Origin of the sequence: Candidatus Accumulibacter sp. ACC007 (assembly GCF_907163205.1) — a bacterium.
GTDB classification, from domain to species: domain Bacteria; phylum Pseudomonadota; class Gammaproteobacteria; order Burkholderiales; family Rhodocyclaceae; genus Accumulibacter; species Accumulibacter regalis.
This window is the reverse complement of sequence record NZ_CAJQUD010000001.1, coordinates 1,112,044-1,131,460: the sequence shown is the minus strand read 5'-3', so window position 1 is coordinate 1,131,460 and position 19,417 is coordinate 1,112,044. Positions and strand designations below refer to the sequence as shown.

21 protein-coding genes and 2 pseudogenes are annotated in these 19,417 nt (G+C 62.0%); 12 read left to right on the top strand and 11 right to left on the bottom strand.

Features of this window, described 5'->3' with window-relative positions:
• Nucleotides 1–8: 8 nt before the first annotated feature.
• The 3 genes and pseudogenes from QZ634_RS04805 to QZ634_RS04795 all read left to right on the top strand — a co-directional run.
• The gene (locus QZ634_RS04805; protein ID WP_291986031.1) at nucleotides 9–791 is read left to right on the top strand and encodes a polyphosphate kinase 2 family protein; all 783 of its coding nucleotides are present in this window, start codon (nucleotides 9–11) and stop codon (nucleotides 789–791) included.
• Between the two features lie 101 nt (nucleotides 792–892).
• Nucleotides 893–1,990, top strand: coding sequence for an ISAs1 family transposase (locus QZ634_RS04800; RefSeq protein WP_291988012.1), 1,098 nt, complete (start codon nucleotides 893–895; stop codon nucleotides 1,988–1,990).
• A 16-nt stretch (nucleotides 1,991–2,006) separates the two neighbouring features.
• A pseudogene (locus QZ634_RS04795) lies at nucleotides 2,007–2,183 on the top strand (polyphosphate kinase 2 family protein); the annotation flags it as partial.
• Nucleotides 2,184–2,256: 73 nt separating this feature from the next.
• On the opposite strand, the gene QZ634_RS04790 reads toward QZ634_RS04795, so the two are convergent.
• Nucleotides 2,257–2,577, bottom strand: coding sequence for a DUF883 family protein (locus QZ634_RS04790; protein WP_291986029.1), 321 nt, complete (start codon nucleotides 2,575–2,577; stop codon nucleotides 2,257–2,259).
• Between the two features lie 519 nt (nucleotides 2,578–3,096).
• On the opposite strand from QZ634_RS04790, the gene QZ634_RS04785 reads away from it, so the two are divergent.
• Nucleotides 3,097–3,255 carry a DUF3309 family protein gene (locus tag QZ634_RS04785; protein WP_291986027.1) on the top strand — a complete coding sequence of 53 codons (159 nt, stop codon included), beginning with the start codon at nucleotides 3,097–3,099 and terminating at the stop codon, nucleotides 3,253–3,255.
• A 317-nt stretch (nucleotides 3,256–3,572) separates the two neighbouring features.
• A complete protein-coding gene (locus tag QZ634_RS04780; RefSeq protein WP_291985253.1) occupies nucleotides 3,573–4,868 on the top strand; it encodes an ISL3 family transposase in 1,296 nt (431 codons plus the stop codon).
• Here the strand turns inward: QZ634_RS04780 and QZ634_RS04775 are convergent.
• The 5 genes from QZ634_RS04775 to QZ634_RS04755 all read right to left on the bottom strand — a co-directional run bounded on the left by QZ634_RS04775 (nucleotide 4,865) and on the right by QZ634_RS04755 (nucleotide 9,048).
• Nucleotides 4,865–5,461 (bottom strand): ABC-type transport auxiliary lipoprotein family protein, encoded by a 597-nt coding sequence (locus QZ634_RS04775; protein ID WP_291986025.1) that lies wholly within the window; start codon nucleotides 5,459–5,461, stop codon nucleotides 4,865–4,867. The genes QZ634_RS04780 and QZ634_RS04775 overlap by 4 nt on opposite strands.
• Nucleotides 5,458–6,402 (bottom strand): MlaD family protein, encoded by a 945-nt coding sequence (locus tag QZ634_RS04770; RefSeq protein ID WP_291986023.1) that lies wholly within the window; start codon nucleotides 6,400–6,402, stop codon nucleotides 5,458–5,460. Before QZ634_RS04770 ends, QZ634_RS04775 begins: the two co-directional genes overlap by 4 nt.
• Entirely contained in the window at nucleotides 6,399–7,247 is an 849-nt protein-coding gene (locus tag QZ634_RS04765; RefSeq protein WP_291986021.1) for an ATP-binding cassette domain-containing protein, read from the bottom strand. The genes QZ634_RS04770 and QZ634_RS04765 overlap by 4 nt, the downstream gene beginning before the upstream one ends.
• Before the next feature lies 1 nt (nucleotide 7,248).
• Nucleotides 7,249–8,373: an MlaE family lipid ABC transporter permease subunit gene (locus QZ634_RS04760; RefSeq protein ID WP_291986019.1), complete on the bottom strand. Its 1,125-nt coding sequence runs from the start codon at nucleotides 8,371–8,373 to the stop codon at nucleotides 7,249–7,251.
• A gap of 318 nt (nucleotides 8,374–8,691) precedes the next feature.
• A complete protein-coding gene (locus tag QZ634_RS04755; RefSeq protein WP_291986017.1) occupies nucleotides 8,692–9,048 on the bottom strand; it encodes a hypothetical protein in 357 nt (118 codons plus the stop codon).
• A gap of 70 nt (nucleotides 9,049–9,118) precedes the next feature.
• On the opposite strand from QZ634_RS04755, the gene QZ634_RS04750 reads away from it, so the two are divergent.
• Nucleotides 9,119–9,343, top strand: a complete 225-nt coding sequence (locus tag QZ634_RS04750; RefSeq protein WP_291986015.1) for a hypothetical protein — start codon at nucleotides 9,119–9,121, stop codon at nucleotides 9,341–9,343.
• 307 nt (nucleotides 9,344–9,650) lie between these two features.
• Nucleotides 9,651–10,148, top strand: coding sequence for a rhodanese-like domain-containing protein (locus QZ634_RS04745; RefSeq protein ID WP_291986013.1), 498 nt, complete (start codon nucleotides 9,651–9,653; stop codon nucleotides 10,146–10,148).
• A gap of 98 nt (nucleotides 10,149–10,246) precedes the next feature.
• Here the strand turns inward: QZ634_RS04745 and QZ634_RS04740 are convergent, their stop codons facing one another.
• Both QZ634_RS04740 and QZ634_RS04735 read right to left on the bottom strand, forming a co-directional pair.
• On the bottom strand, nucleotides 10,247–13,240 hold the full coding sequence (locus QZ634_RS04740; RefSeq protein WP_291986012.1) for a Tn3 family transposase: 2,994 nt from the start codon (nucleotides 13,238–13,240) through the stop codon (nucleotides 10,247–10,249).
• Between the two features lie 30 nt (nucleotides 13,241–13,270).
• Complete coding sequence (locus QZ634_RS04735) at nucleotides 13,271–13,888, bottom strand: recombinase family protein (protein ID WP_291986010.1); 618 nt, start codon at nucleotides 13,886–13,888, stop codon at nucleotides 13,271–13,273.
• 192 nt (nucleotides 13,889–14,080) lie between these two features.
• On the opposite strand from QZ634_RS04735, the gene QZ634_RS04730 reads away from it, so the two are divergent.
• Nucleotides 14,081–14,374 (top strand): AbrB/MazE/SpoVT family DNA-binding domain-containing protein, encoded by a 294-nt coding sequence (locus tag QZ634_RS04730; RefSeq protein WP_291988010.1) that lies wholly within the window; start codon nucleotides 14,081–14,083, stop codon nucleotides 14,372–14,374.
• A gap of 2 nt (nucleotides 14,375–14,376) precedes the next feature.
• On the top strand, nucleotides 14,377–14,778 hold the full coding sequence (locus QZ634_RS04725; protein WP_291986008.1) for a type II toxin-antitoxin system VapC family toxin: 402 nt from the start codon (nucleotides 14,377–14,379) through the stop codon (nucleotides 14,776–14,778).
• 166 nt (nucleotides 14,779–14,944) lie between these two features.
• Here the strand turns inward: QZ634_RS04725 and istB are convergent, their stop codons facing one another.
• The 3 genes from istB to QZ634_RS04710 are packed head-to-tail and all read right to left on the bottom strand — an operon-like array spanning nucleotide 14,945 to nucleotide 17,545.
• Nucleotides 14,945–15,691 (bottom strand): IS21-like element helper ATPase IstB, encoded by a 747-nt coding sequence (gene istB, locus QZ634_RS04720; protein WP_291985700.1) that lies wholly within the window; start codon nucleotides 15,689–15,691, stop codon nucleotides 14,945–14,947.
• Nucleotides 15,678–17,180, bottom strand: a complete 1,503-nt coding sequence (istA, locus tag QZ634_RS04715; protein ID WP_291985702.1) for an IS21 family transposase — start codon at nucleotides 17,178–17,180, stop codon at nucleotides 15,678–15,680. The genes istB and istA overlap by 14 nt, the downstream gene beginning before the upstream one ends.
• Nucleotides 17,177–17,545: a hypothetical protein gene (locus QZ634_RS04710; RefSeq protein WP_291985704.1), complete on the bottom strand. Its 369-nt coding sequence runs from the start codon at nucleotides 17,543–17,545 to the stop codon at nucleotides 17,177–17,179. Before QZ634_RS04710 ends, istA begins: the two co-directional genes overlap by 4 nt.
• A gap of 244 nt (nucleotides 17,546–17,789) precedes the next feature.
• Here QZ634_RS04710 and QZ634_RS04705 point away from each other — a divergent pair, with 244 nt between their 5' ends.
• The 3 genes and pseudogenes from QZ634_RS04705 to QZ634_RS04695 all read left to right on the top strand — a co-directional run bounded on the left by QZ634_RS04705 (nucleotide 17,790) and on the right by QZ634_RS04695 (nucleotide 19,283).
• A complete protein-coding gene (locus tag QZ634_RS04705) occupies nucleotides 17,790–18,200 on the top strand; it encodes a hypothetical protein (RefSeq protein ID WP_291985706.1) in 411 nt (136 codons plus the stop codon).
• Nucleotides 18,201–18,442: 242 nt separating this feature from the next.
• A pseudogene (locus tag QZ634_RS04700) lies at nucleotides 18,443–18,706 on the top strand (ATP-binding protein); the annotation flags it as partial.
• Between the two features lie 187 nt (nucleotides 18,707–18,893).
• The gene (locus QZ634_RS04695) at nucleotides 18,894–19,283 is read left to right on the top strand and encodes a DUF302 domain-containing protein (RefSeq protein ID WP_291986006.1); all 390 of its coding nucleotides are present in this window, start codon (nucleotides 18,894–18,896) and stop codon (nucleotides 19,281–19,283) included.
• Nucleotides 19,284–19,417: the final 134 nt, after the last annotated feature.

Here is a 19,417-nt window from a genome sequence, read left to right as displayed (position 1 = left end):
AGAAAACAATGAATACCGAAATCGATGTCAGTGATTTCCGCGTACCGGAAGGAAAACCGGTCAATCTCAAAAAATGGCCGACGCTCGTAGAGCCCGTGTACAAGTCGAAGAAGAAGTACGCCAAGCGACTCGAGGAACACGTGCAGGAGCTAAGCACCCTGCAACGTGTTCACTACGCCTCCAACCGCTATGCGGTGCTGCTGATTTTCCAGGCGATGGACGCCGCCGGCAAGGATGGCGCCATCCGCCACGTGATGTCCGGCGTCAATCCGCAGGGATGCCAGGTGTTCAGCTTCAAGCACCCGAGCGCGATCGAACTGGATCACGACTTTCTCTGGCGCACCACGCGATCCCTGCCCGAACGCGGGCGGATCGGCATCTTCAATCGTTCCTACTACGAGGAAGTGTTGATCGTTCGCGTGCATCCGGAGATTCTGCTCGGTCAACGGTTGCCGGAAGGAATCATCGAGGAGAAGGCGACCTGGCGGGATCGCTATCGCTCGATCGTAGACCTGGAGAACCATCTCTATCGAAACGGCACCCGGGTCATCAAGTTCTTTCTTCACCTGTCGAAGGAAGAGCAGCGCAAGCGCTTTCTCGAACGCATCGATGATCCGGACAAGAACTGGAAATTCAGCGTCGCCGACATCGAAGAAAGAAAATACTGGGATCGGTACATGCAGGCGTACGAGGCATGCCTTGGCGCGACAAGCACGGAACAGGCGCCTTGGTACGTCGTTCAGGGCTTCCGCACTCGGATGGCATGTCATGAGCCGGGGAAAAATCGTTAACATTCATGGTGTTATGCCAACAGCTTGTAAACTGCGTTGGAATCGGGTCTACTCTCGTCTTTTGGGCGACCGAAATGACTTTGACCAACGGAGCGACGCTGATGAACTGCTTGAGCGAAATCGACGACCCGCGCAAGCCGAGCAATGGGACACTGCATGACTTTCTGGAGATGCTGGTGATTGCCGTTGCGGCGGCACTGTCGGATTGCGACACGGTCGAGGACATCGCGTACTGGGGCCGGGCGAAGGAAGCGTGGTTGCGCAAATTCCTCATGCTTACGAACGGCGTTCCCTCCGAGGAGACCTTCCTTCGCGTCTTTCGGGTCCTCGACCCGAAGCAATTCGAAAGCGCTTTCCGGCGCTGGGTGGGCGGCATTGTTGGCGCCTTGAGCGGCAGCATTGCCGTCGATGGCAAGACGGTGCGCGGGTCGGGCAGTGGCGGCGAGACTGCTATTCACATGGTCAGTGCCTTCGCCACGGACCTGGGCATCGTTCTTGGCCAGGAGAAGGTGAGCGGCAAGAGTAACGAGATCACCGCCATCCCGGAATTGCTCGAAGCCCTTTACCTCAAGGGCTTCCTGGTCAGCATCGACGCCATGGGCTGCCAGAAGAAGATCGCGTCGCAGATCACGGATCAGGGTGGCGACTATCTGCTGGCGGTCAAAGGCAATCAACCGACACTGTTGGAGGCCATCGAGGCGGCGTTCATCGACCAGTACCAAGCCGAAGGCGTCGATCGCCAACGCGAGGTCCAAAAAGGTCATGGTCGGCTGGTTGGGCAGATCGCCTCGGTCCTCCCTGCGCAAGAGATCGTGCATCCCGTTGATTGGCCCGAGTGCAAGACCATCGGCCGTATCGACTCTCTGCGCAAGGTTGGCGACCATGAGTCGGACCTGGAGCGGCGTTACTACATCAGTTCGCGTGTATTGACCGCCGAACAACTGGCGGCAGCCGCGCGTGCGCACTGGGGCGTGGAAAACCGGCTTCACTGGGTCCTTGATGTCAGCTTCGGTGAGGATGGCAGCACCATCCGCAAGGACAACGCGCCGCAAAACCTCTCGCTCCTGAAGAAGATCGTGCTCAACATGATCCGCCTCGATACGACCCACAAGACCAAAGGCAGCTTACGCCTGAAGCGTAAAGCCGCCGCTTGGGATGACGATCTCCGGATGAACATGCTGGGACTGTCAAAGCGATGACATCCGAGTGCGGAAGCCCTGGTACGTCGTTCCCGCCGATGACAAGAAGAACGCCCGGCTGATCGTTTCCGGAATTATTCTGGATACCTTCAAGGCGCTAAAGATGGATTATCCAGAAACCAACGCGGCACGAAGGAAAGAGCTGTTGTCGATTCGCGACCAGTTGATCGAGGAAAGCCCAGGCAGCAAGTGATCCAGGCCAAGTCGGCAGCGTTGAAGGCTGCAGCCTCCTGGCTAGAGGCAGCGGCGCAATTACCACGTCTGGATCAACGGCGACTGACAAGGGCGCCGATGAGCAATCCGACGGCCAAGGCGAGCCCGGCGACCTTCCAGGGGTTGTCCTCCACATACTCGTGAGTGGAGCCCGCGACGGACTTGGCGTTGTCGGTCACCGCGATTCGCGCGTCGTCGAGTCGGGATCTGGCCTCGCTCAGTTTAGCTCCGATCTGCGTGCGCGCCGCATCCCATCCCTCGGCGGTTGACGTAGTCGCTTTCTTCAGCAGGTTGTCGGCATCGTCGACCACGCTCCTGATTTCCTTCACCAGCTTGTGCTTCATGCCTTCGACGGTCTCTTGTTGGGCGATCAATTCGGTTTTCATCATGTTCCCTGGGGCGAGTGAATGGTGGGGAAATCACAACCGACACAAGGACGGCGTGAAAAGTAGTGACGAGCAACCGCACACCGCCTTCACGGCATTCCGCTGCCTCTGTCGACAGTAAGGCATACATCTGAGTGCCGACATCCGTCCGCATGCAATGCTCTGCCTCGCCCAGTATCGGGTCTGTGCGCCAGCGTACGCAGGGCGATTGCCGGCACCCGCCGGCCTCAGGGGTGGTGAAGCCTCGTTCAGTGTGGGGTGGCGTACAGACGCTTTTCCTCGCCCGCGTATGATCGCTATCACGGACATGGCGACGGTTGTGGAGGTCAGCCACGTTGCTGGCGATGGTCGCCGCGAGCACCAGCAGGAGACCATCGCCATAAAGGCGTAAGCACGGCAACATTCGGCTGACGAGGTACCTCGCCCCGAGGAAATCATTACGGGCGTGCAGCACGAATGTCCGCGAATGCCGCACCGCTACGACGTACTGCTACGAGGAGAACTTAAATGTCATTAGGAACGATTTTGTTGATCGTTGTCATCTTGATCCTGCTCGGCGTAATTCCCGCCTGGCCACACAGCCGGGGATGGGGTTACGGTCCCAGCGGTGGTATTGGCCTGGTGGTGCTGATCCTGCTTGTTCTGTTGGTGATGGGCAGGTTATAGCGCGCCGCCTTACCGGCCAATGACCGGATTGGCCTGCTCGCGGGTCATTGGCAGATAGCCTATCTCGTCGGCTGATCAGCAGTCGGTTGCCATTTTCCGGCCGCGTCGGCGCAAAAGTCGGCCAGCTTTCCCAGCACCGTCTGCGCGGCACGATTGGGCTCTATGTCGTTTCGTGTGGAACCGGCGATGGGTTTCGCGTTTTGAGGGAGCGGTGATGTCAAGGGCGGACGCAGTCCGGGCGCAGCCGAACCCTTTACATCGCTGCCCGCTTGCTTACGCTTGCTCCGGGCCGAGGAAGGCAGTCTGCCGCCCTCGGCATGGAGGACAATGGCGGTCTTTCCTCTCGCGACCGGTTCCTCATGATTGAAACGCTGTTCACCCAGGCTCTGGGTCTCGTTGCTCCTTGGCAGGTAGCTGAGGTCATCTTCAAGCCAGAGTCCGGACGGATCGATTTCCAGGTCCGATTTGGCGCAGCCATTCATGCTTGCCCGGCTTGCGGTGCGGCGGCGCAGCCGCTGCATGACCGCTTGGCGCGTTCCTGGCGCCATATGGATTTCTTTCAGTACGAAGCCCACCTGCATGCCGAGGTGCCGCGAGTGGCCTGTGCCGGTTGCGGCAAGGTCACGCAGATTCCTGTTCCCTGGGCGCGTGAAGGGAGCCGCTTCACGCTGCTGTTCGAGGCCTTGACGTTGATGCTGGCGCCGACCATGTCGGTCTTGGCAGCTGGCCGACTGCTGCGCGTGCGCAGTCGCAGACTGTGGCGCGTGATCAATCATCATGTGGGCCGGGCGCGCGCCCAGGAAAGTCATGCTAGGGTTCGCGCGATCGGCGTCGATGAGACCGCCAGTAAACGCGGCCAGACGTATATCTCTGTTTTTTATGACCTCGACGCGCAGCGTCTGCTGTTTGCCACACCGGGCCGGGACAAGGCCACGCTCGGAAAGTTCGCCAGCGACCTTACCGAGCATGGTGGCCAGCCCACCGCGATCACCCATGTCAGCATGGACATGAGCGGCTCGTTCCAGGCCGGCGCCGCCGAGCACTTTCCAGCAGCCGAGGTCTGTTTCGACCGCTTCCACGTGGTCGCTCTGAGCAGCACGGCGCTGGACGAGGTGCGACGCGCCGAGGTCAAGACCGCGCCCGAACTCAAAGGCACCCGCTGGGGCCTGCACAAGAAACCCGCCGACTGGACCGTCAAGCAAACCGACACCATGTACTGGTTGCAGCGCTCGAACCTCAAGACCGCACGGGCCTGGCGGATCAAGCAGGCGCTGCGCTCCATCTACGCCACCGCCACGACACCTGACGAGGCCAAGCCCCTGCTCAAGCGCTGGCTCAGTTGGGCCAGCCGCTGCCGACTCGAACCGTTCAAGCGCCTCGGACGGACGATCAGCAAGCACCTTCCTGGCGTACTCAACGGTTTTCACCCCGGCAAACACAATGGCCGTGTCGAAGCGATGAATCGAGCGCTCCAGGAGGCGCGCGCAAGGGCACGCGGCTATCGCCGCGTCGAAAACTTCATCGCCATGGCCTACCTCATCGCTGGAAAGCTCACTCATTTGCCCGCCTCGCCCTTCGCCCCATTCTTGCCCGTTCCACACGAAACGACCTAAACCCCACGATTGGCCGCGACGACGGCGCCGTAGGGGTCTTCGCTGGCGACCGCGACGCTCTCGTCGAATTCACGCCAGCTCAGTACCCGGCGCGTCGCATTGTCGACCAGGTAGGCGCGCAGCGTCAGTCGCACGCGACTCGGCTCGCTGCCCAACTCATGCTGCAGGCGAATGATCTCGGTGTCGAGTCGCAGGTCGCCGGAGGCGACGCTCGGTGTCAGGATGACGGCGCGGAAGCGTCCCCGCGACTCAAGCGCGGCGACGATCAGTGGTGCGATCATTTGCGCCGGCGGGTCTATCCATTCGCTGTGCGCATAGTACTCAAGCTGGTGCGCCGCGCGGACATAGACGATGCGCTGGCTTTGGAAACCCGACGCCGCATGCGGCGGATTGACGATCAGGGTCGCTGCCGCCATCGCTGCTTTCGGTATTTCCGCCGTCGCACCCGGCGCGTCGAGGCCGGCGTTGTCGAGCGAATAGAAGGCTGGCTGCTCGCTTGCCGTTGGCCGCAGCGTGCTGCAGGCGCCGGTCAGGGTGAGCACCAGCGCCGCGGCAAGCAGCCGGAGGACAGGTGCTGCGGATGGTTTTCTCATGGTGTTCCTTTTTCTGCGCTGGTCGACGATTCGCCCGGACCTTCCGCAACCGGCCGGCGCCCGAACAGCAGGCTGGCCGGATTGCGTTCGGTCTGCTCGGTCAGGCGGCGCAGCGAGGTCGACAAGGCGCTGAGTTCGCCGAGCAGGCGCTCGAGTTCGGGCAAGGTTTCCGCGCTGAAGCGCTGGACGTCGGTGCCGATCGAATTGACCGTCTTGCCGGCGCTGGCACTGGTGCGTGCGACCTCCTTGCCCATCTTTTCGATCGACTCGGCACTGCGTCCGATGCCTTCGATTGCCGGCCCGAGTCTTGCCGACGCGCGCGAGCTGTTTTCGAGCGTGCGTCCGGCATTGGCGATTGCCGCGTCAATCGTTTCCTTGCGCGCGGCGATGCTGTGCGCGATGCTGGCAATGTCGGCCAGCGCGCTCTTGAACGCCGCCTGATTGTCCGCGCTGAGCAGGGCGTTGATGCTGTCAGAGGTACTGTCGAGCTTGGTCAGTGCCCGCGTCAGGACGTTTTCCAGACGTGCGCTGATCGAGGGCTCGCTGCGGATCAGCGGATACGGGTTGCCGTCAGTCACCGTCAGCGGCGGTGCCTCGCGCGTGCCGCCGGAAAGTTCGACATAGGTGATTCCGGTCAGTCCCTGTGTTTTCAGCACGGCCACCGTGTCCTGCTTGATCAGCGTGCCGCGCTCTATCGCAAAGAGCAGGATCACCCGTTGCGGGTCGGCCGGATCGAGCTGGATTCCACTGACCTTGCCGACATCGACCCCGCTGTATTTGACCGGCGCATTGAGGTTGAGACCGGCCACCGACTCTTCCTCGACCGTCTGGTAGAGATCGTACTTTTTCTGAAAGGCGCCGCCCGAGGCGAGCCACAGGGCGCCGGCAACCAGCGCGGCGCCAAGTATCAGGACGAAGGCGCCGACGAGCGTGTAATTCACTTTGCTTTCGATGATGGTCTCCCGGTACGGTTTGCTTCGACGTGCGGCGGCATTGCTCTGCCTGCACCTGCCGGCTTTCCCTGCGCCGCCCTGCCGCGTGGGCCGTCGAAGAAGGCGCGGATCGCCGGCTTGTCCATTTGCGCGAGTTGCTGCATCGAACCGACTCCCGCTATTTCGCCGTCGGCGAGGACGGCAACGCGGTCGGCCACCTGCCACAGCAGGTCAAGATCGTGGGTGATCATGACAATGGTCAGGCCAAAGAGGTCGCGCACTTGGCGCACCAGCTGATCGACCTCGGCGGCGCTCTGCGGGTCGAGGCCGGCGGTTGGCTCGTCGAGAAACAGCAGTTGCGGGTCGAGCGCCAGCGCGCGCGCCAGCGACGCCCGCTTCATCATGCCGCCGGAGAGCTCGGACGGGTACTGCGCGCCGACCTCGGGTGCCAGGCCGGTCATCGCCAGCTTGCAGGCGACGATCCGATCGATCAGGCCATCGTCAAGCCGGGTGTATTCGCGCAGCGGCAGGCCGACATTTTCGCTGACCGTCAGCGAGCCGAACAGGCCGCCCTGCTGGAACATCACTCCCCAGCGCTGGCGCAGCGCGAGGGCCTGCCGCTCGTCGATAGCCTCCAGGCTGACGCCAAGGATGCGGATCGAACCCGAGTTGGGACGCTGCAGCAGGATCATCTCGCGCAGCAGGGTCGATTTTCCTGAGCCGCTGCCGCCGATCACGGCGAAGATCTCGGCGCGCCGGACTTCAAGGTCAATGTCGCGATGCACTACCTGTTCGCCGAAGCGCGTCGACAGCTTGCTGATTTCAATCACCAGTGGGTCGGCTGTGGTGCCCATCTCAGAGGTCCAGCGCGCTGAAGGCGACCGAAAACAGGGCATCGGCAACGATCACCAGGAAAATCGACTGAACGACGCTGCGCGTGGTCTGGCGACCGACGCTGTCGGCGCCGCCATGGGTGCGGAAACCCTGGAAGCAGCCAATGGTGGCGATGATGGCGGCGAACACCGGCGCCTTGCAGATGCCCGTCAGGTAGGCGCTGACGCTGACGGCCGTGACCAGGCGATCGAGAAACTCGCCGAAGCCGACGCCCAGCTGGGAGCGCGCCATGACCATGCCGCCGAAGACGCCGAGCAGGTCGGCAAACAGGGTCAGCAGCGGCAGCACGATCAGCAGCGCGATGATTTTCGGCAGCACCAGCAGTTCGAGCGGGGCGATGCCGAGCGTACGCATGGCGTCGATTTCCTCGGTCACCGACATCGTACCGATCTGCGCGGCGTAGGCTGAACCCGAGCGTCCGGCGATGATGATGGCGGTGATCAGCGGCGCGAACTCGCGCAGCATAGACAGTCCGACGAGATCGGCGACGAAGATGTTGGCGCCGTATTGGCGCAGCTGGTCGGCGCCCTGGTAGGCGACGACGATGCCCAGCAGGAAGGACAGCAGGCCGACGATGGGCAGGGCGTCGACGCCGGCGCTGCGGATGTTGAACAGGATCGGGCGCCAGCGCAAGCGTGCCGGATGGGCCAGGCAGGAGGCGAAGGCGAGTCCGCATTCGCCGACGAAATGAAGCAGCGCAAGCGCCTCTTCGAGAAAGCCCGCCGCACTGCGGCCGAGGGCTTCAAGGATCGACGGCGGCGCGCTGGCCGGGCGGGCGAGGGCGGTGCTCTGGTCGGCGACCTGCTGTGCCACGGCGTCGAGCAGGCGGGTAAACTCGGGACGCAGACCGCGCAGCTCGATGCCCGCTCCTTCGCCACGCCGCAGGTATTTTTCCACCAGCCAGGCGCCCACCGTATCGAGCGCGTCGATTCCGGCGGCGTCGATGCTCACCGTGGCCGAGGCAGGCAGCGCCTTGAGTTCTTGCTCGATGGCGGCGACCCCGAGCGCCGTCCACGAGCCCGACAGCGCAAGTTCCCGGGCTGCGGGATGAGCGATTGCAGCGGGCGTGATCGGCAGGGCATCCATGCGCCAGAGAATAGATCAATGCCTGCGGGCTGTTTGTTCGCCAGCGAACAGAGCTGCAGCGCAAGCGTGCAGCTTGCCCACCGGTACATGTCAAGCCAGTTGTCGCCTGAGTTCATGCTGCTGATAGCATGCTCTTGCTAGCAGTGACGGCAGCGGCCATGACGGCATCCCGTTGCGAGTTCGGCGCTACTGCAGTGATGGGCGACCAGTTTCGCCGTGTCCGTGCTGCCACGGACTGGACACAATCAGTCGAACTTGCCGGCGAATGCGCCGCCGGCCAGACCTGCTTGATGAACGCTCGCGCCTCGTTCATAACATCTACTTCGCTTCCTTGGCCACCTCATCGCTTCCGGCATCCCGGTTCTTCTCGATGAAGTTAACGACCCAGCGCACGATCACCCACTCCTGCAGCCGGAAGTACGGAACCGCAATGGCCCCGCCGCCGATCCCCGCGACGACGGTACTGATGACTCCGACCGCCCACCCGCGATGCGTCCGTGATGGCGTCATCAACACGACCACGATGATGGCGAGCAAGGCACCGCCCGCCGCTACGCCGCCGGCCGACTTGAACGCGGGAGCCCCGGTGACTTCACTGCTGGTTGCTTCTGGCAGGGTGCGTCTGCCAGCGCACAGATGTTGGCGCCGAACCGCCTCATCATTGACGCAGATCAAGCTCCGGCCGTGTACCGATCGATACCGGCGCCTTGCCAGACGGGTTAACAGAAATGATCCAGGAGGGTGTATGAACAAGCTTGTTGTGTTTCTGATCGCTGCCAGCATGTTGGTTTCCGGTTGTATGGTTTACGACACACCGTATCAGGATCGTGGTCAGCATCGGGGTGACAATTACCAGCGCGATCGTGGCCATGATGGCGCTCCTCGCCACGGCGACAGCGGCCGTGACCGTGATGGCGATGGCGTTCGCAACAGCCAGGACAGACGCCCGGACAACCCGTTCCGCTACTGAGTCAGCGAAGACACACTCGGTGAGCTGACTCTACCCACTTGCCGTGCATGAACTCCCTGGTGTTGAGCACCACGACATCGCCGTGCCACGACGGGTCCGCTTTCACGCCCAACAGGTTCTTGCCCTGGCTGGCACAAGTTGAGATGAGCCCCCTCCGAACTGAACTGCGCTCAGCAACAGGCCCGGAAAGCGTTGTGTTCGGAAGCGAACAGACAGTGCAAGCAGTTGAACTTATAAGTTCAGAGTCGATCAGCCGCAGCCGGTAACAGACACATGAATTTATTCATGCGGAGACAGGAGTTTGCCCATGAAGCCCATGCCCATTCGCCACACACTGTACGCGGCCGGATTATTACTAGGCGGAACGATCGTTACGGCAACGGCATGGGCCGAGCCTCCTGCACGGTCCGTCACACTGCCGCAGCGCATTGCCCCCGTAGAACTCAAACGCATGCTTATGGATCTCCCCGGAACGTTCGAGATCGTGGATCTGCGCCCGCCGGCAGCGTATGGGGACTTCAGCCTGCCCGGCTCGATCAACGCGAGTATCGCGGACGTAATCGACAAAGCTGCTTACCTTAACGGCGTAGTTCCCTTGATACTCGTGGATCGCGACGGCTCACTGGCGATGGCGGTAGGCGGCATTATTTCCCAGAAGACTCGGCGGTCCATCAGGGTGCTCTACGGCGGGCTGGAAGCCTACTGGAGCGACTCCGCGGCGCTTCACCCGCCGGTGGCGCTGGCTCCGGCTCCGGCTTTGGTTCAATCGGGGTTTGAGGTGCAGTGGAACGGAAAACCGGGTTAGGTGTTTGTCATCGTCAAACTAGCCATGGCTACAGTCGTACGCTTTCCCGACTTCTTCTCCAAGGTATCTGCTGTCCCAGATCCCGGCAAGCGCGCTGCCTATTCGTCGTCGGCGGGATTGCGCAAGGGTCGCAATTCGCCTTTGGTCACAGCTTCCGGAACCGAGAACGAATAGCGCCCCAGCATGTTGATGTGCTCGTGTAGCAATGGAGACAAGCGCACCACGTCTTCGTCTGCCACCGGGTAGCCCTCCGAGCGCAGTTGCTTCAAGGCCTCCTCGATGTAGATGGTGTTCCACAACACGATCATGTTCAGCACCAAGCCGAGCGCGCCCAACTGGTCTTCCTGTCCTGCGCGGTAACGTTGGCGCAGCTCGCCGCGTTTGCCATGGAACACGGCTCGGGCAACGCTGTGTCGGCCCTCACCTCGGTTGAGCTGCGTCAACGTACCGCGCCGCTTGGCTTCATCATCGATGTAGGTCAGCGTGTGGATGGTCTTGTCGATTCGGCCAAATTCAGCGATCGCCAGTGCCAGCCTTGTTGGCCGGTCGCCAACCTGGAGTGTGCGCATGATTCCGGCGGCCGGCACGCGACCGAGTTTGAGCGAACCGGCCAGGCGCAACATATCGTCCCAATACGGTACGATCTTCTGCAAGCTGAGATGGTGGGCCGAAACAGTATTGAGCAGGCCGTAGTCAGCCTGCGGGTCGATTCGCCAGAAGCGTGTGCCGCCGACATCCGCCAACCGCGGGCTGAAGCGATAGCCGAGCAGCCGGAAAAGACCGAACACCACGTCGCTGTAGGCGCCGGTGTCGGTCATGATCTGCGTTGGCTGAAGGTCGGTCTGTTGTTCGAGCACCACGGCCAGGAGGATCAGACTGTCGCGCAAGGTGCCGGGCACGGTGATGTCGTTCAAGCCAGAGAACTGGTCAGAGATCAGGTTGTACCAGGTGACGCCGCGACCGACCCCGAAATATTTGGGATTGGGGCCGGCATGCACCGTGCGCACCGGCACCACGAAACGTATGCCGTCGGCCGATGCGACCTCGCCGCCACCCCAAAGGGTTGCCAGAACCAGACGCGATTGCGCATTGACCAGCATCGCGTTGGCCGCTGTCAGCGTGTCGTCGCGGACATAATTCTGGTCTACCCAGGATAAGCGCTCGCGCTTGAGTGCCGGGATGTCGCCGCGAATCAACGGCTCCGGTCCGGTATTGCAGGCTTCGGCCATCAGTACCGCGCACAGGCTGATCGGGAGATCGGCGGCGCGGGCCGTACGCTCCGAGATGTGGGTGAAAGCATCGGTGAATCCTGTCCGTGCGGCGATTTCCAGAATCAGTTCGGGCAGGTCGACGCGAGGCAGCAACCCGGCGACCTTCTCGCGCAACGCGACCAACGAGGCTGGCTCATCCAGCTTGTCGAAGGGACTGAGCACCAGATCGTGTTTGTCGCCAGTCGTTTCGAATCGCACCGCCGGGTTGTCTGGCAACCGGTCGACCACCGCACGATAGGTGCGATCCAGCTCGGTAGCCAAGGCGGTCAGCGTCGGCTCGGGATCGGCCGATAGTCCCAAGGTCCGGCAGATGATCGGCCGGGTGGCTTCCCACTCGGCGCCATCGAGTAGGCCGGTGCGCGGATCGGCATAACGCCAGCTTGGCGCCACAAACACGTCACGTCGGCGCAAGGCCGTGTGCAATTCATCCAGCACGCAAAAGATGTAGGCATGGAAATCGACGCTGTCATCGTCTCGCAGAACATGCCGTCGCCAGGATTTGCCGACGACTTCGAGCGGAGCATCGTTGCCTGGCTTCTTTCGCCCCATGTTGACCCGCAGCCAATCGAAGGCAGCAACGACCGGCTCGCCGGCGGCGTTCGCGCCGAAGCGAATGTTCTCGACCAGAGCCGGCAGAAAGCAACGCACCGTTCGATACTTGGCATCCAACTCCCGGTAGTACACGTTGTCGGCGGGTCGGATCAGGGCATTGACGCCTTCAAGTGCCCGCGTGAGCGTGGAGCGTGGAATCTTCTCGAACAATCTGGTGCGCAGCTCGGCATCTGGCAAACCGATATCCAGCAGCATCTGGCAGGCGCCGGCCAGGGTCGCGGCCGCTTGATCCAGATCCCTCAGCGAGCGCAGGCGGGCTTTCCTGTCGGCCTTGATGGCGTCGCCGAATACATCACGCAGGATCGTCTCCAGCACTTCCAGTACGTCGTCCTGCGCGCTAGCTTCCAGGCAATGCGCGAAGGCGACCAGCGTCGCCAAGCGGCGCGGATGCGGCAAGCGCAGGATGGCACCGACCTTGGCAGTGCCCGCATACCGCGCCAAGGCCGCCACACGGGTGGCCGGGATACGGGCCGCGGCTGGCAGCCTGATGCCCAGTTCGCGCACCGAGCTCAGCCGCATCAGGGCCAAGACCAGCGATCGACTGCTGACCATCACCGGTCCGGTGCGTAGGCGATCCAGTGGCGAAGTTCGGCTGCCGGCTGGGACGACCAGCAGATTTTCCAGCTTGTCCTGCTGTTCGCCGCTAATACCCCGGCCAAGCGAGCGCCACAGCCGCTCCTCGACCCGACTGCGCAGGCGGGCGATATAGCGTTCGAGGGTGCTGCAGCCGGGCAGCAGCACCTTGTGCGTCACCAGCCAAGTGACGGCTCGCTCGAACAGGACACTTGGGCGATCGGTGCCGGTCCAGCACAGCGCGTATAGCCAGCGGGTCAGGCGAAAGCCGACCTGGCGCTCGGTGATCTCGACATAGCCATAGAAGCGGCGGATTTCCGTCCTATGCTGCCAACGTTGCTCGCCCACACGGTAGGCCAACACACGGCTCCCCACCTCGATGCGCAATTGCCTGGCCAGCGACTGCAGCACCGACACCGGCACAGCCAGTGGGTCTTCAAGGAACGTGCCGAGATAACGCACCGTACCGAGCTGCACGGCGAAACCGAGCCGGTTGTGCTTGCCGCGCTTCTGCGCGATCAGCGCGTGGTCGGCATCGTCGAGGTGGAAGTAGCGGGCGAGGTCGTGGGGTGACGGCGTCCCTGTATAGTGACCATAGTTCTCGCGTTGTTCGTTGGACAGAAAGCTGACCGGCATGCGTGCTTCCGTAGAACGGCGGCTACACCCTTACGGCTTGCCTTGGTGCATGGCCCAAATTCGTTTGACCTGGCTTTCGCTACACCCGGCCAGCTTGGCGGTTTTCTGGATCGTATAGCCCGCCTGGCGCAGGGCAACAATGCGCTGGTGTGTGGTGGCATCCGGCTTCCGACCGGTGTATTTGCCGGATGCCTTGGCCAGTTGCACGCCTTGGCGCTGCCGCTCGCGGCGTGTCTCGTAATCGTCGCGAGCCATTTGCAGGGCCAGCTTGAGCAGAAGTTCCTGCACCGACTCCAGCACAATCTTGGCAACGCCGTCGGCGTCAGCCGCCAAGTCGGAGAGATCGACCAAACCCGGTACGGCCAGCCTCGCCCCTTTGGCCCGGATCGAGCCGACCAGTTGCTCGGCCTCGGCCAATGGGAGTCGGCTGATGCGGTCGATCTTCTCGGCGACCACCACTTCGCCCGGTTGCAGATCGGCGATCATCCGCAGCAGTTCAGGTCGGTCAGCGCGGGCACCGGATGCTTTCTCACGGTAGACGCCGGCGACGTAGTAATCGGCCGCCCGGGTGCTGTGCTCGATCTCGGCCTGACGGGTGAGGTCCTGTTCATCGGTGCTGACGCGGAGATAGATGCGGGCGACTTTCATGGAGCCTGGCCAAGATGGGTATACGGAACTTGGCCCACTATAGATCAAGCAGCCAATAATGTGAAAGGCAATGTAAGTTGGCCATCGTCTATTTGACCATCCCAATTGGCTAGAAACGAGGAAAAGTCGGCCTGCTTCGGTAGATTGTATATACTTGCGCATATACTTTGCGGCGCGCCAGGGAGAGCCATGATGATCGAGACACGTATTGCCAAGCTGTTCAAGAACGGCGCCAGTCAGGCGGTGCGTCTCCCCTCGGACTTCCGCTTTGAAGGGGACGAGGTCTATGTCACGCGCGACGATGCAACCGGCGATGTCGTGCTGTCCAACCGTCCGGGGGCCAAAACCTGGAACGAATTTTTCGAGTTGCTGCATGAAGTCGACGTTCCTGCAGATTTCATGGCCGAGCGCCCGCTGAATGTGTTGCCGCAAGAACGAGGCATCTTCGACGACGATCTCTCTACGAACAACACGGTGAGCCGCTAGCGATGCTGCATATGCTGGACACCGACACGGCAAGCTACCTGATCAAGGGAAAATCGCGCGCGATAGAAACCAAGCTGGCGGCCCTCATGCCGTCGATGGTTTGCATCTCGGTGATGACGCGGGCGGAATTGCAATATGGCCTGAAGCGATTGGCGGGCGATCATCGTTTGCATCTGGCGGTGCGCCAGTTCTTCAAGATCGTCCGCATCCTGCCGTGGGACGCCGATGCCGCTGACTGGTACGCCGAAATCCGCCACCAACTCGTCAGCACGGGGCAACCGATCGGCGAACTGGATATGATGATCGCCGCACACTCGTTGTCAGCCGGTGCGGTGTTAGTCACCAACAATAACCGCCATTACGAGCGGATCGCTGCACCGCTAATCCTGGACAACTGGGCGTAGCTTGTCGGCGCCGGGGTGAAACCGGCGTCCACAAGCCGACATAAATCTGGTGCGAGCAAGGCCGGAGCTGTGGTCTGGAACGTTGGTTAGAGAGCGCCAAGAGAGGGCCGCCCGGCCCGTGGGCAAAGGCGGTCGGTGCAGGGGCTGGCCGAGGACGGTTTCTGAATCAGGCGTCGTGCTGCTCGCGCATCCGGTAGGACGATCCTTCGATGACCAGTGTCTCGGCATGATGCAGCAGGCGGTCGAGCAAGGCGGCAGTGAGGGTGCTGTCGTTGTTGAAGATCTCCGGCCATTGTTTGTACGCTTTATTCGACGTGATGATTGTCGAACCGCGCTCATAGCGCTGACTGATCACCTGGAAGAGGCCATCGGCGCCAAACTTGTCAATCGGCAGATAGCCCAATTCGTCGACGCAGAGGATGGCGGGTTTGAGCAGCCTGGTCATCTCGCGTTTGACCCCGCCGGTGGCCTGGGCGGCGGCCAGCGCATTGACGATGTCGACGGCGGTGGTGAACAGCGTCGTCAGGCCCTGCAGGCAGGCCGCATGAGCGAGGGCTATGGCCAGATGAGTCTTGCCGACGCCGACCGCGCCGAGCAGAATCACGTTGCCATGCGGCGGCACGAAATCGAGGCGGAACAGATGCTGGATTTGCGGCCGATTGATCTTCTTCGGCCACGACCAGTCGAAGCCGTCCAGCGTCTTGATGCCGGGCAAGCGCGCGGCCTTAATGCGGCGGGCAATCAGCGCCTCATCGCGGCGAGCGACCTCGCCGGCCACCAGGTCTTCGAGAAAGCGGCCATGAGACCACGACTCACGGGCCGCCTGAGCCATCAAGCCCGGCGCGTGCTGAACGAAATACGGCAGCTGCAAACGACCCAGATGCTTCGCGAGAAGCGCCTCAGACATGGTCATGATCACCTCCTACCTCGTCTTGCGGATTGTTTCCCGTGCGGATGCCAGAATAAGCGGACAAGTCCGGTGGTGGCAGTTCAAGCTCCAGCAGATCCTGCCGGCGGATAAGGTGTAGCGGGCTCGGCTCGGGCAACTGGCGGCGACGTGCGTCAATCAGATGGGCGATGTATTCGCTGCTGAAGGCCTCAAAGGTCAGGGCATCGGTCATCGCCCGCACGACCGCGTCGTCACCGTGGATCTCGGCCAGTGCCACGATCTTGCGCACATGCGCTATCGCATTCCCCCGGCGATCGAGCAAGCCGGCGTGATATTTCTCTGCCAGTGGCGTCAAACCCAGGAAGCGCTTGAGTACCAACGCATCGCGGGCATGCCGACGTTGAGCGATCAAGGTCTTCGGGTGATCGGGGTCCTCGATGTCCTGATGGCGTTCGAAGGAACGCCCATGGCGGGCGACCAATTCGCCGTCGTGATAGACACAGACGCGATCCGGATAGACCTTCATCGTCACCGGTCGGCCCGCCAGGCGGGCGGGGACGGAATAGCGATTGCTCTCGAGCGTGACCCGGAACTGTCGGTTGGCACGAACGGTCAGGACGCGGCCGACATCGAACAGCCGGGGATTGACCGGCTGCAGATGAGCGCGTTCCTCGACCCAGAGGTCTTCCGGCCGGCGTTGTGTTTCGCGATGCAGGCGGACGTTGGCAACCGTCTCCAGCCACAGCCTGACGGCCGGATTGAGCGCGCTGAAGTTTGGCAGCTCCAGGCCGGCCAGGAAATTGGTTTTGACATAAGCGACGCCCCTTTCCGCGCGTCCCTTCTCATTCCCTTTTCTCGGCGCACAGGCGACGATTTCGAAGCCGTAATGGCGGGCGAAGTCGAGATAGCGGGGATTGAACTGCACCGGCTCGCCACGCACATGGCGCAAGACCGCACTGCGCAGATTATCGACCATGACCTTGCGCGGCACCCCCAGGGCAGCAAAGGCGTTGATGTGTGCCGCCAGGAAGTGCTCCATCGTTTGCGAGAGCGCAAACTCGACGTACAGCTTCCGGCTCCAGGCCAGCACCATGACGAAGAACGAAAGGCGGCGGCGGGTGTTGCCCACGGCGATGGTGCCGTATTCCCCCCAGTCGACCTGGGCGACTTCCCCGGGGGCGAAGGCCAGGGTCAGGAAGGCTTCGCGCCGGGGTGGGCGGATCTTGTGGACGTAGTCCTTGACGATGCTGATGCCGCCCTCGTAGCCAGCATCCCGCAGGCGTTGAAACACCTGCTGGGCGGTGAGCGGATGCGCATCGAGCCAGCCGACGATGCGCCCCTTGTAGGGATCGAGCTTGCTGGCCCGCGGCACGCGCGCCCGCGGGGCGTACGGGCGGTCGATCCAGTGGCGGACGGTCTTGACGTCCAGGTCCAGGCTAGCGGCAAGTTGGGGGGCCGTCAGATGACTGGCCACCCCCTCGCGAATGGCGCACCACGTGGCATAGTCGATCATGGCCGGCTCTCCAGAACAGCGCGCAGCCGCGCCAGACGCGTGCCGACCGGCACACACTCGGGCACGCTCAGGACCTGGTACAACGGTGCGTCGTAGGCGATCAGGTCGAGGGCGATCAAGTCCCGGCGGGCGCGGGCCAGGCGAACGGCGTCCATCTGCAGTCGTCGGCAGAGGCTGGCCTCGCTGTAGTAGGAAAGACCGCAGGCGTCGGCGACAGTGACCAGAAACAGGTACAGCGCCCAGGCGCAGACGTCAGCCTTCTCGATGTAGTGTTCCCGCACCAGCCGATGATCGAGCCAGCTGAAATGCGCGGGCACCTGCCGCTGACGTTGCGGATTCAATAGCCGCTTGGTCGGACTGTTCATGCGGGCCTCCTCGAATGTCCTGTCCCAGTTGTAGCAGCCGGGTCAGGGCCGAGGCGATGTCATCTTGTAACGTACTGCCCCAGATATGGGCGATTAAGCCAATCAGAACAGTAGGTTGGGCGTTCAAGAAATCTTGTAACGGTGGCGCCAGTTCGATCGTGGGAGCGTTACAAGATTTCTTCGCTGGGCGCACGGCCTCTGCTGGCAGGGGCGCCGAGGCGTCAGGCTCGAACATTAAGGTTTCTTGTATCGCGGACTCGGCAAGCGGCGCACGCTTGCCGCGGCTGTATCCAGGGTGCTCCTGTCGCCAGGCCTGGACCCGCGCCACGGCTTCCGGTCCGCGGTGATAGTCGAGGTTCTTGGCGAGCCATTTCGCCTGGCTGGCCCGCTTGCTCGCTGCCTTGCACGCCGCGGACCCGCAATAACGCTGATGCCGCGCGTTACGCCTGTCCGGCACAAACGCCTGACCGCAATTCACGCAGGGGTCCTGCTTCTCTCTGTCCATCTCGCGTCCCCTCCTGCCTCATCACAGGACGGGCTACTACACGATCTGGAAATAAAACCAAAGAAGACCCAAACAGCGAAGAAAAACCAGCTCTATATCAAGCGCTCGAAGAACATCCACCCCAAGAACATCCAGCTTCGCGCCGGCTGACGGCGACCAGTTTCAGCTTGGCCGCGACAGTAGCTCACCAATCAGGTTTGCTTGCTGTGAACACAGGCGAATTGCGACCCTTGCGCAACCCCTCAGACGACGAATAGGCAGCGCGCTTGCCCGGATCTGGGGCCACACATACCTTTTGGCCAAAGTGGGGGAAGCGTACGGCTGTAGCCATGGCTAGTCTGGCGATGACAAACACCTAACCCGGTTTTCCGTTCCACTGCACCTCAAACCCCAAACCCGCCATCCTCTGCGTCGACGAATTGGGCTATCTGCCGATTGACAAGTTTGGCGCCGATGGCCTCTTCCAGGTGATCAGTCAGCGCTATGAGCGCGGTTCAACAATCATCACGTCGAATAAAGCGTACAAACAATGGCCGGAGATCTTCAACAACGACAGCACCCTCACTGCCGCCTTGCTCGACCGCCTGCTGCATCATGCCGAGACACTGGTCATCGAAGGATCGTCCTACCGGATGCGCGAGCAGCACGACGCCTGATTCAGAAACCGTCCTCGGCCAGCCCCTGCACCGACCGCCTTTGCCCACGGGCCGGGCGGCCCTCTCTTGGCGCTCTCTAACCAACGTTCCAGACCACAGCTCCGGCCTTGCTCGCACCAGATTTATGTCGGCTTGTGGACGCCGGTTTCACCCCGGCGCCGACACCTGACTTGAAAGGAATCGAATCATGTACGGATTCAGCACCCATCTAGATATGCCGTTCGACGCGGCGGTCGTAAAAGTCACCGCGGCTCTGAAGAACGAAGGCTTCGGTGTGCTCAGCGATATTGATATCAAGGCGACGCTGAAAGCCAAGCTCAACGTCGAGCAACGGCCCTATCGCATCCTCGGCGCCTGCAATCCGCCGCTGGCCCACCGCGCGATCGAGGCCGAACCCGACATTGGCCTGCTGCTACCGTGCAATGTGGTGGTGCGCGAGGAAGCCGATGCAAGCGTAACGGTTGCATTCATGGATCCCGAGGCGGTGTTGAAGGTGGTCGACAAACGGGAAGTGACTGACATCGCCAGGGAAGTACGGGCACTGCTGCAAAAGGTGTGCACGAGCCTTACGGCGTGAACAACGCCCTATCACTCCGGGCTCCTGGTGCGGACAGTCTCCGACCACCATCAAGGACCTGCTGAAAATCGGCTATCCGGCGCACGAGTTTCTCTGGTATCGCGTTGCTATGCAGGATCGGGAAAGCCTCGGGC

What these genes read in the sequence shown, in the direction of transcription:
- QZ634_RS04805 (WP_291986031.1), top strand. Translation starts at nt 9, where the DNA reads ATGAATACCGAAATCGATGTCAGTGATTTCCGCGTACCGGAAGGAAAA.
- QZ634_RS04800 (WP_291988012.1), top strand. Translation starts at nt 893, where the DNA reads ATGAACTGCTTGAGCGAAATCGACGACCCGCGCAAGCCGAGCAATGGG.
- QZ634_RS04785 (WP_291986027.1), top strand. Translation starts at nt 3,097, where the DNA reads ATGTCATTAGGAACGATTTTGTTGATCGTTGTCATCTTGATCCTGCTC.
- QZ634_RS04780 (WP_291985253.1), top strand. Translation starts at nt 3,573, where the DNA reads ATGGAGGACAATGGCGGTCTTTCCTCTCGCGACCGGTTCCTCATGATT.
- QZ634_RS04775 (WP_291986025.1), bottom strand. Translation starts at nt 5,461, where the DNA reads ATGAGAAAACCATCCGCAGCACCTGTCCTCCGGCTGCTTGCCGCGGCG.
- QZ634_RS04765 (WP_291986021.1), bottom strand. Translation starts at nt 7,247, where the DNA reads ATGGGCACCACAGCCGACCCACTGGTGATTGAAATCAGCAAGCTGTCG.
- QZ634_RS04760 (WP_291986019.1), bottom strand. Translation starts at nt 8,373, where the DNA reads ATGGATGCCCTGCCGATCACGCCCGCTGCAATCGCTCATCCCGCAGCC.
- QZ634_RS04750 (WP_291986015.1), top strand. Translation starts at nt 9,119, where the DNA reads ATGAACAAGCTTGTTGTGTTTCTGATCGCTGCCAGCATGTTGGTTTCC.
- QZ634_RS04745 (WP_291986013.1), top strand. Translation starts at nt 9,651, where the DNA reads ATGAAGCCCATGCCCATTCGCCACACACTGTACGCGGCCGGATTATTA.
- QZ634_RS04740 (WP_291986012.1), bottom strand. Translation starts at nt 13,240, where the DNA reads ATGCCGGTCAGCTTTCTGTCCAACGAACAACGCGAGAACTATGGTCAC.
- QZ634_RS04735 (WP_291986010.1), bottom strand. Translation starts at nt 13,888, where the DNA reads ATGAAAGTCGCCCGCATCTATCTCCGCGTCAGCACCGATGAACAGGAC.
- QZ634_RS04730 (WP_291988010.1), top strand. Translation starts at nt 14,081, where the DNA reads ATGATCGAGACACGTATTGCCAAGCTGTTCAAGAACGGCGCCAGTCAG.
- QZ634_RS04725 (WP_291986008.1), top strand. Translation starts at nt 14,377, where the DNA reads ATGCTGCATATGCTGGACACCGACACGGCAAGCTACCTGATCAAGGGA.
- istB (WP_291985700.1), bottom strand. Translation starts at nt 15,691, where the DNA reads ATGACCATGTCTGAGGCGCTTCTCGCGAAGCATCTGGGTCGTTTGCAG.
- istA (WP_291985702.1), bottom strand. Translation starts at nt 17,180, where the DNA reads ATGATCGACTATGCCACGTGGTGCGCCATTCGCGAGGGGGTGGCCAGT.
- QZ634_RS04710 (WP_291985704.1), bottom strand. Translation starts at nt 17,545, where the DNA reads ATGAACAGTCCGACCAAGCGGCTATTGAATCCGCAACGTCAGCGGCAG.
- QZ634_RS04695 (WP_291986006.1), top strand. Translation starts at nt 18,894, where the DNA reads ATGTACGGATTCAGCACCCATCTAGATATGCCGTTCGACGCGGCGGTC.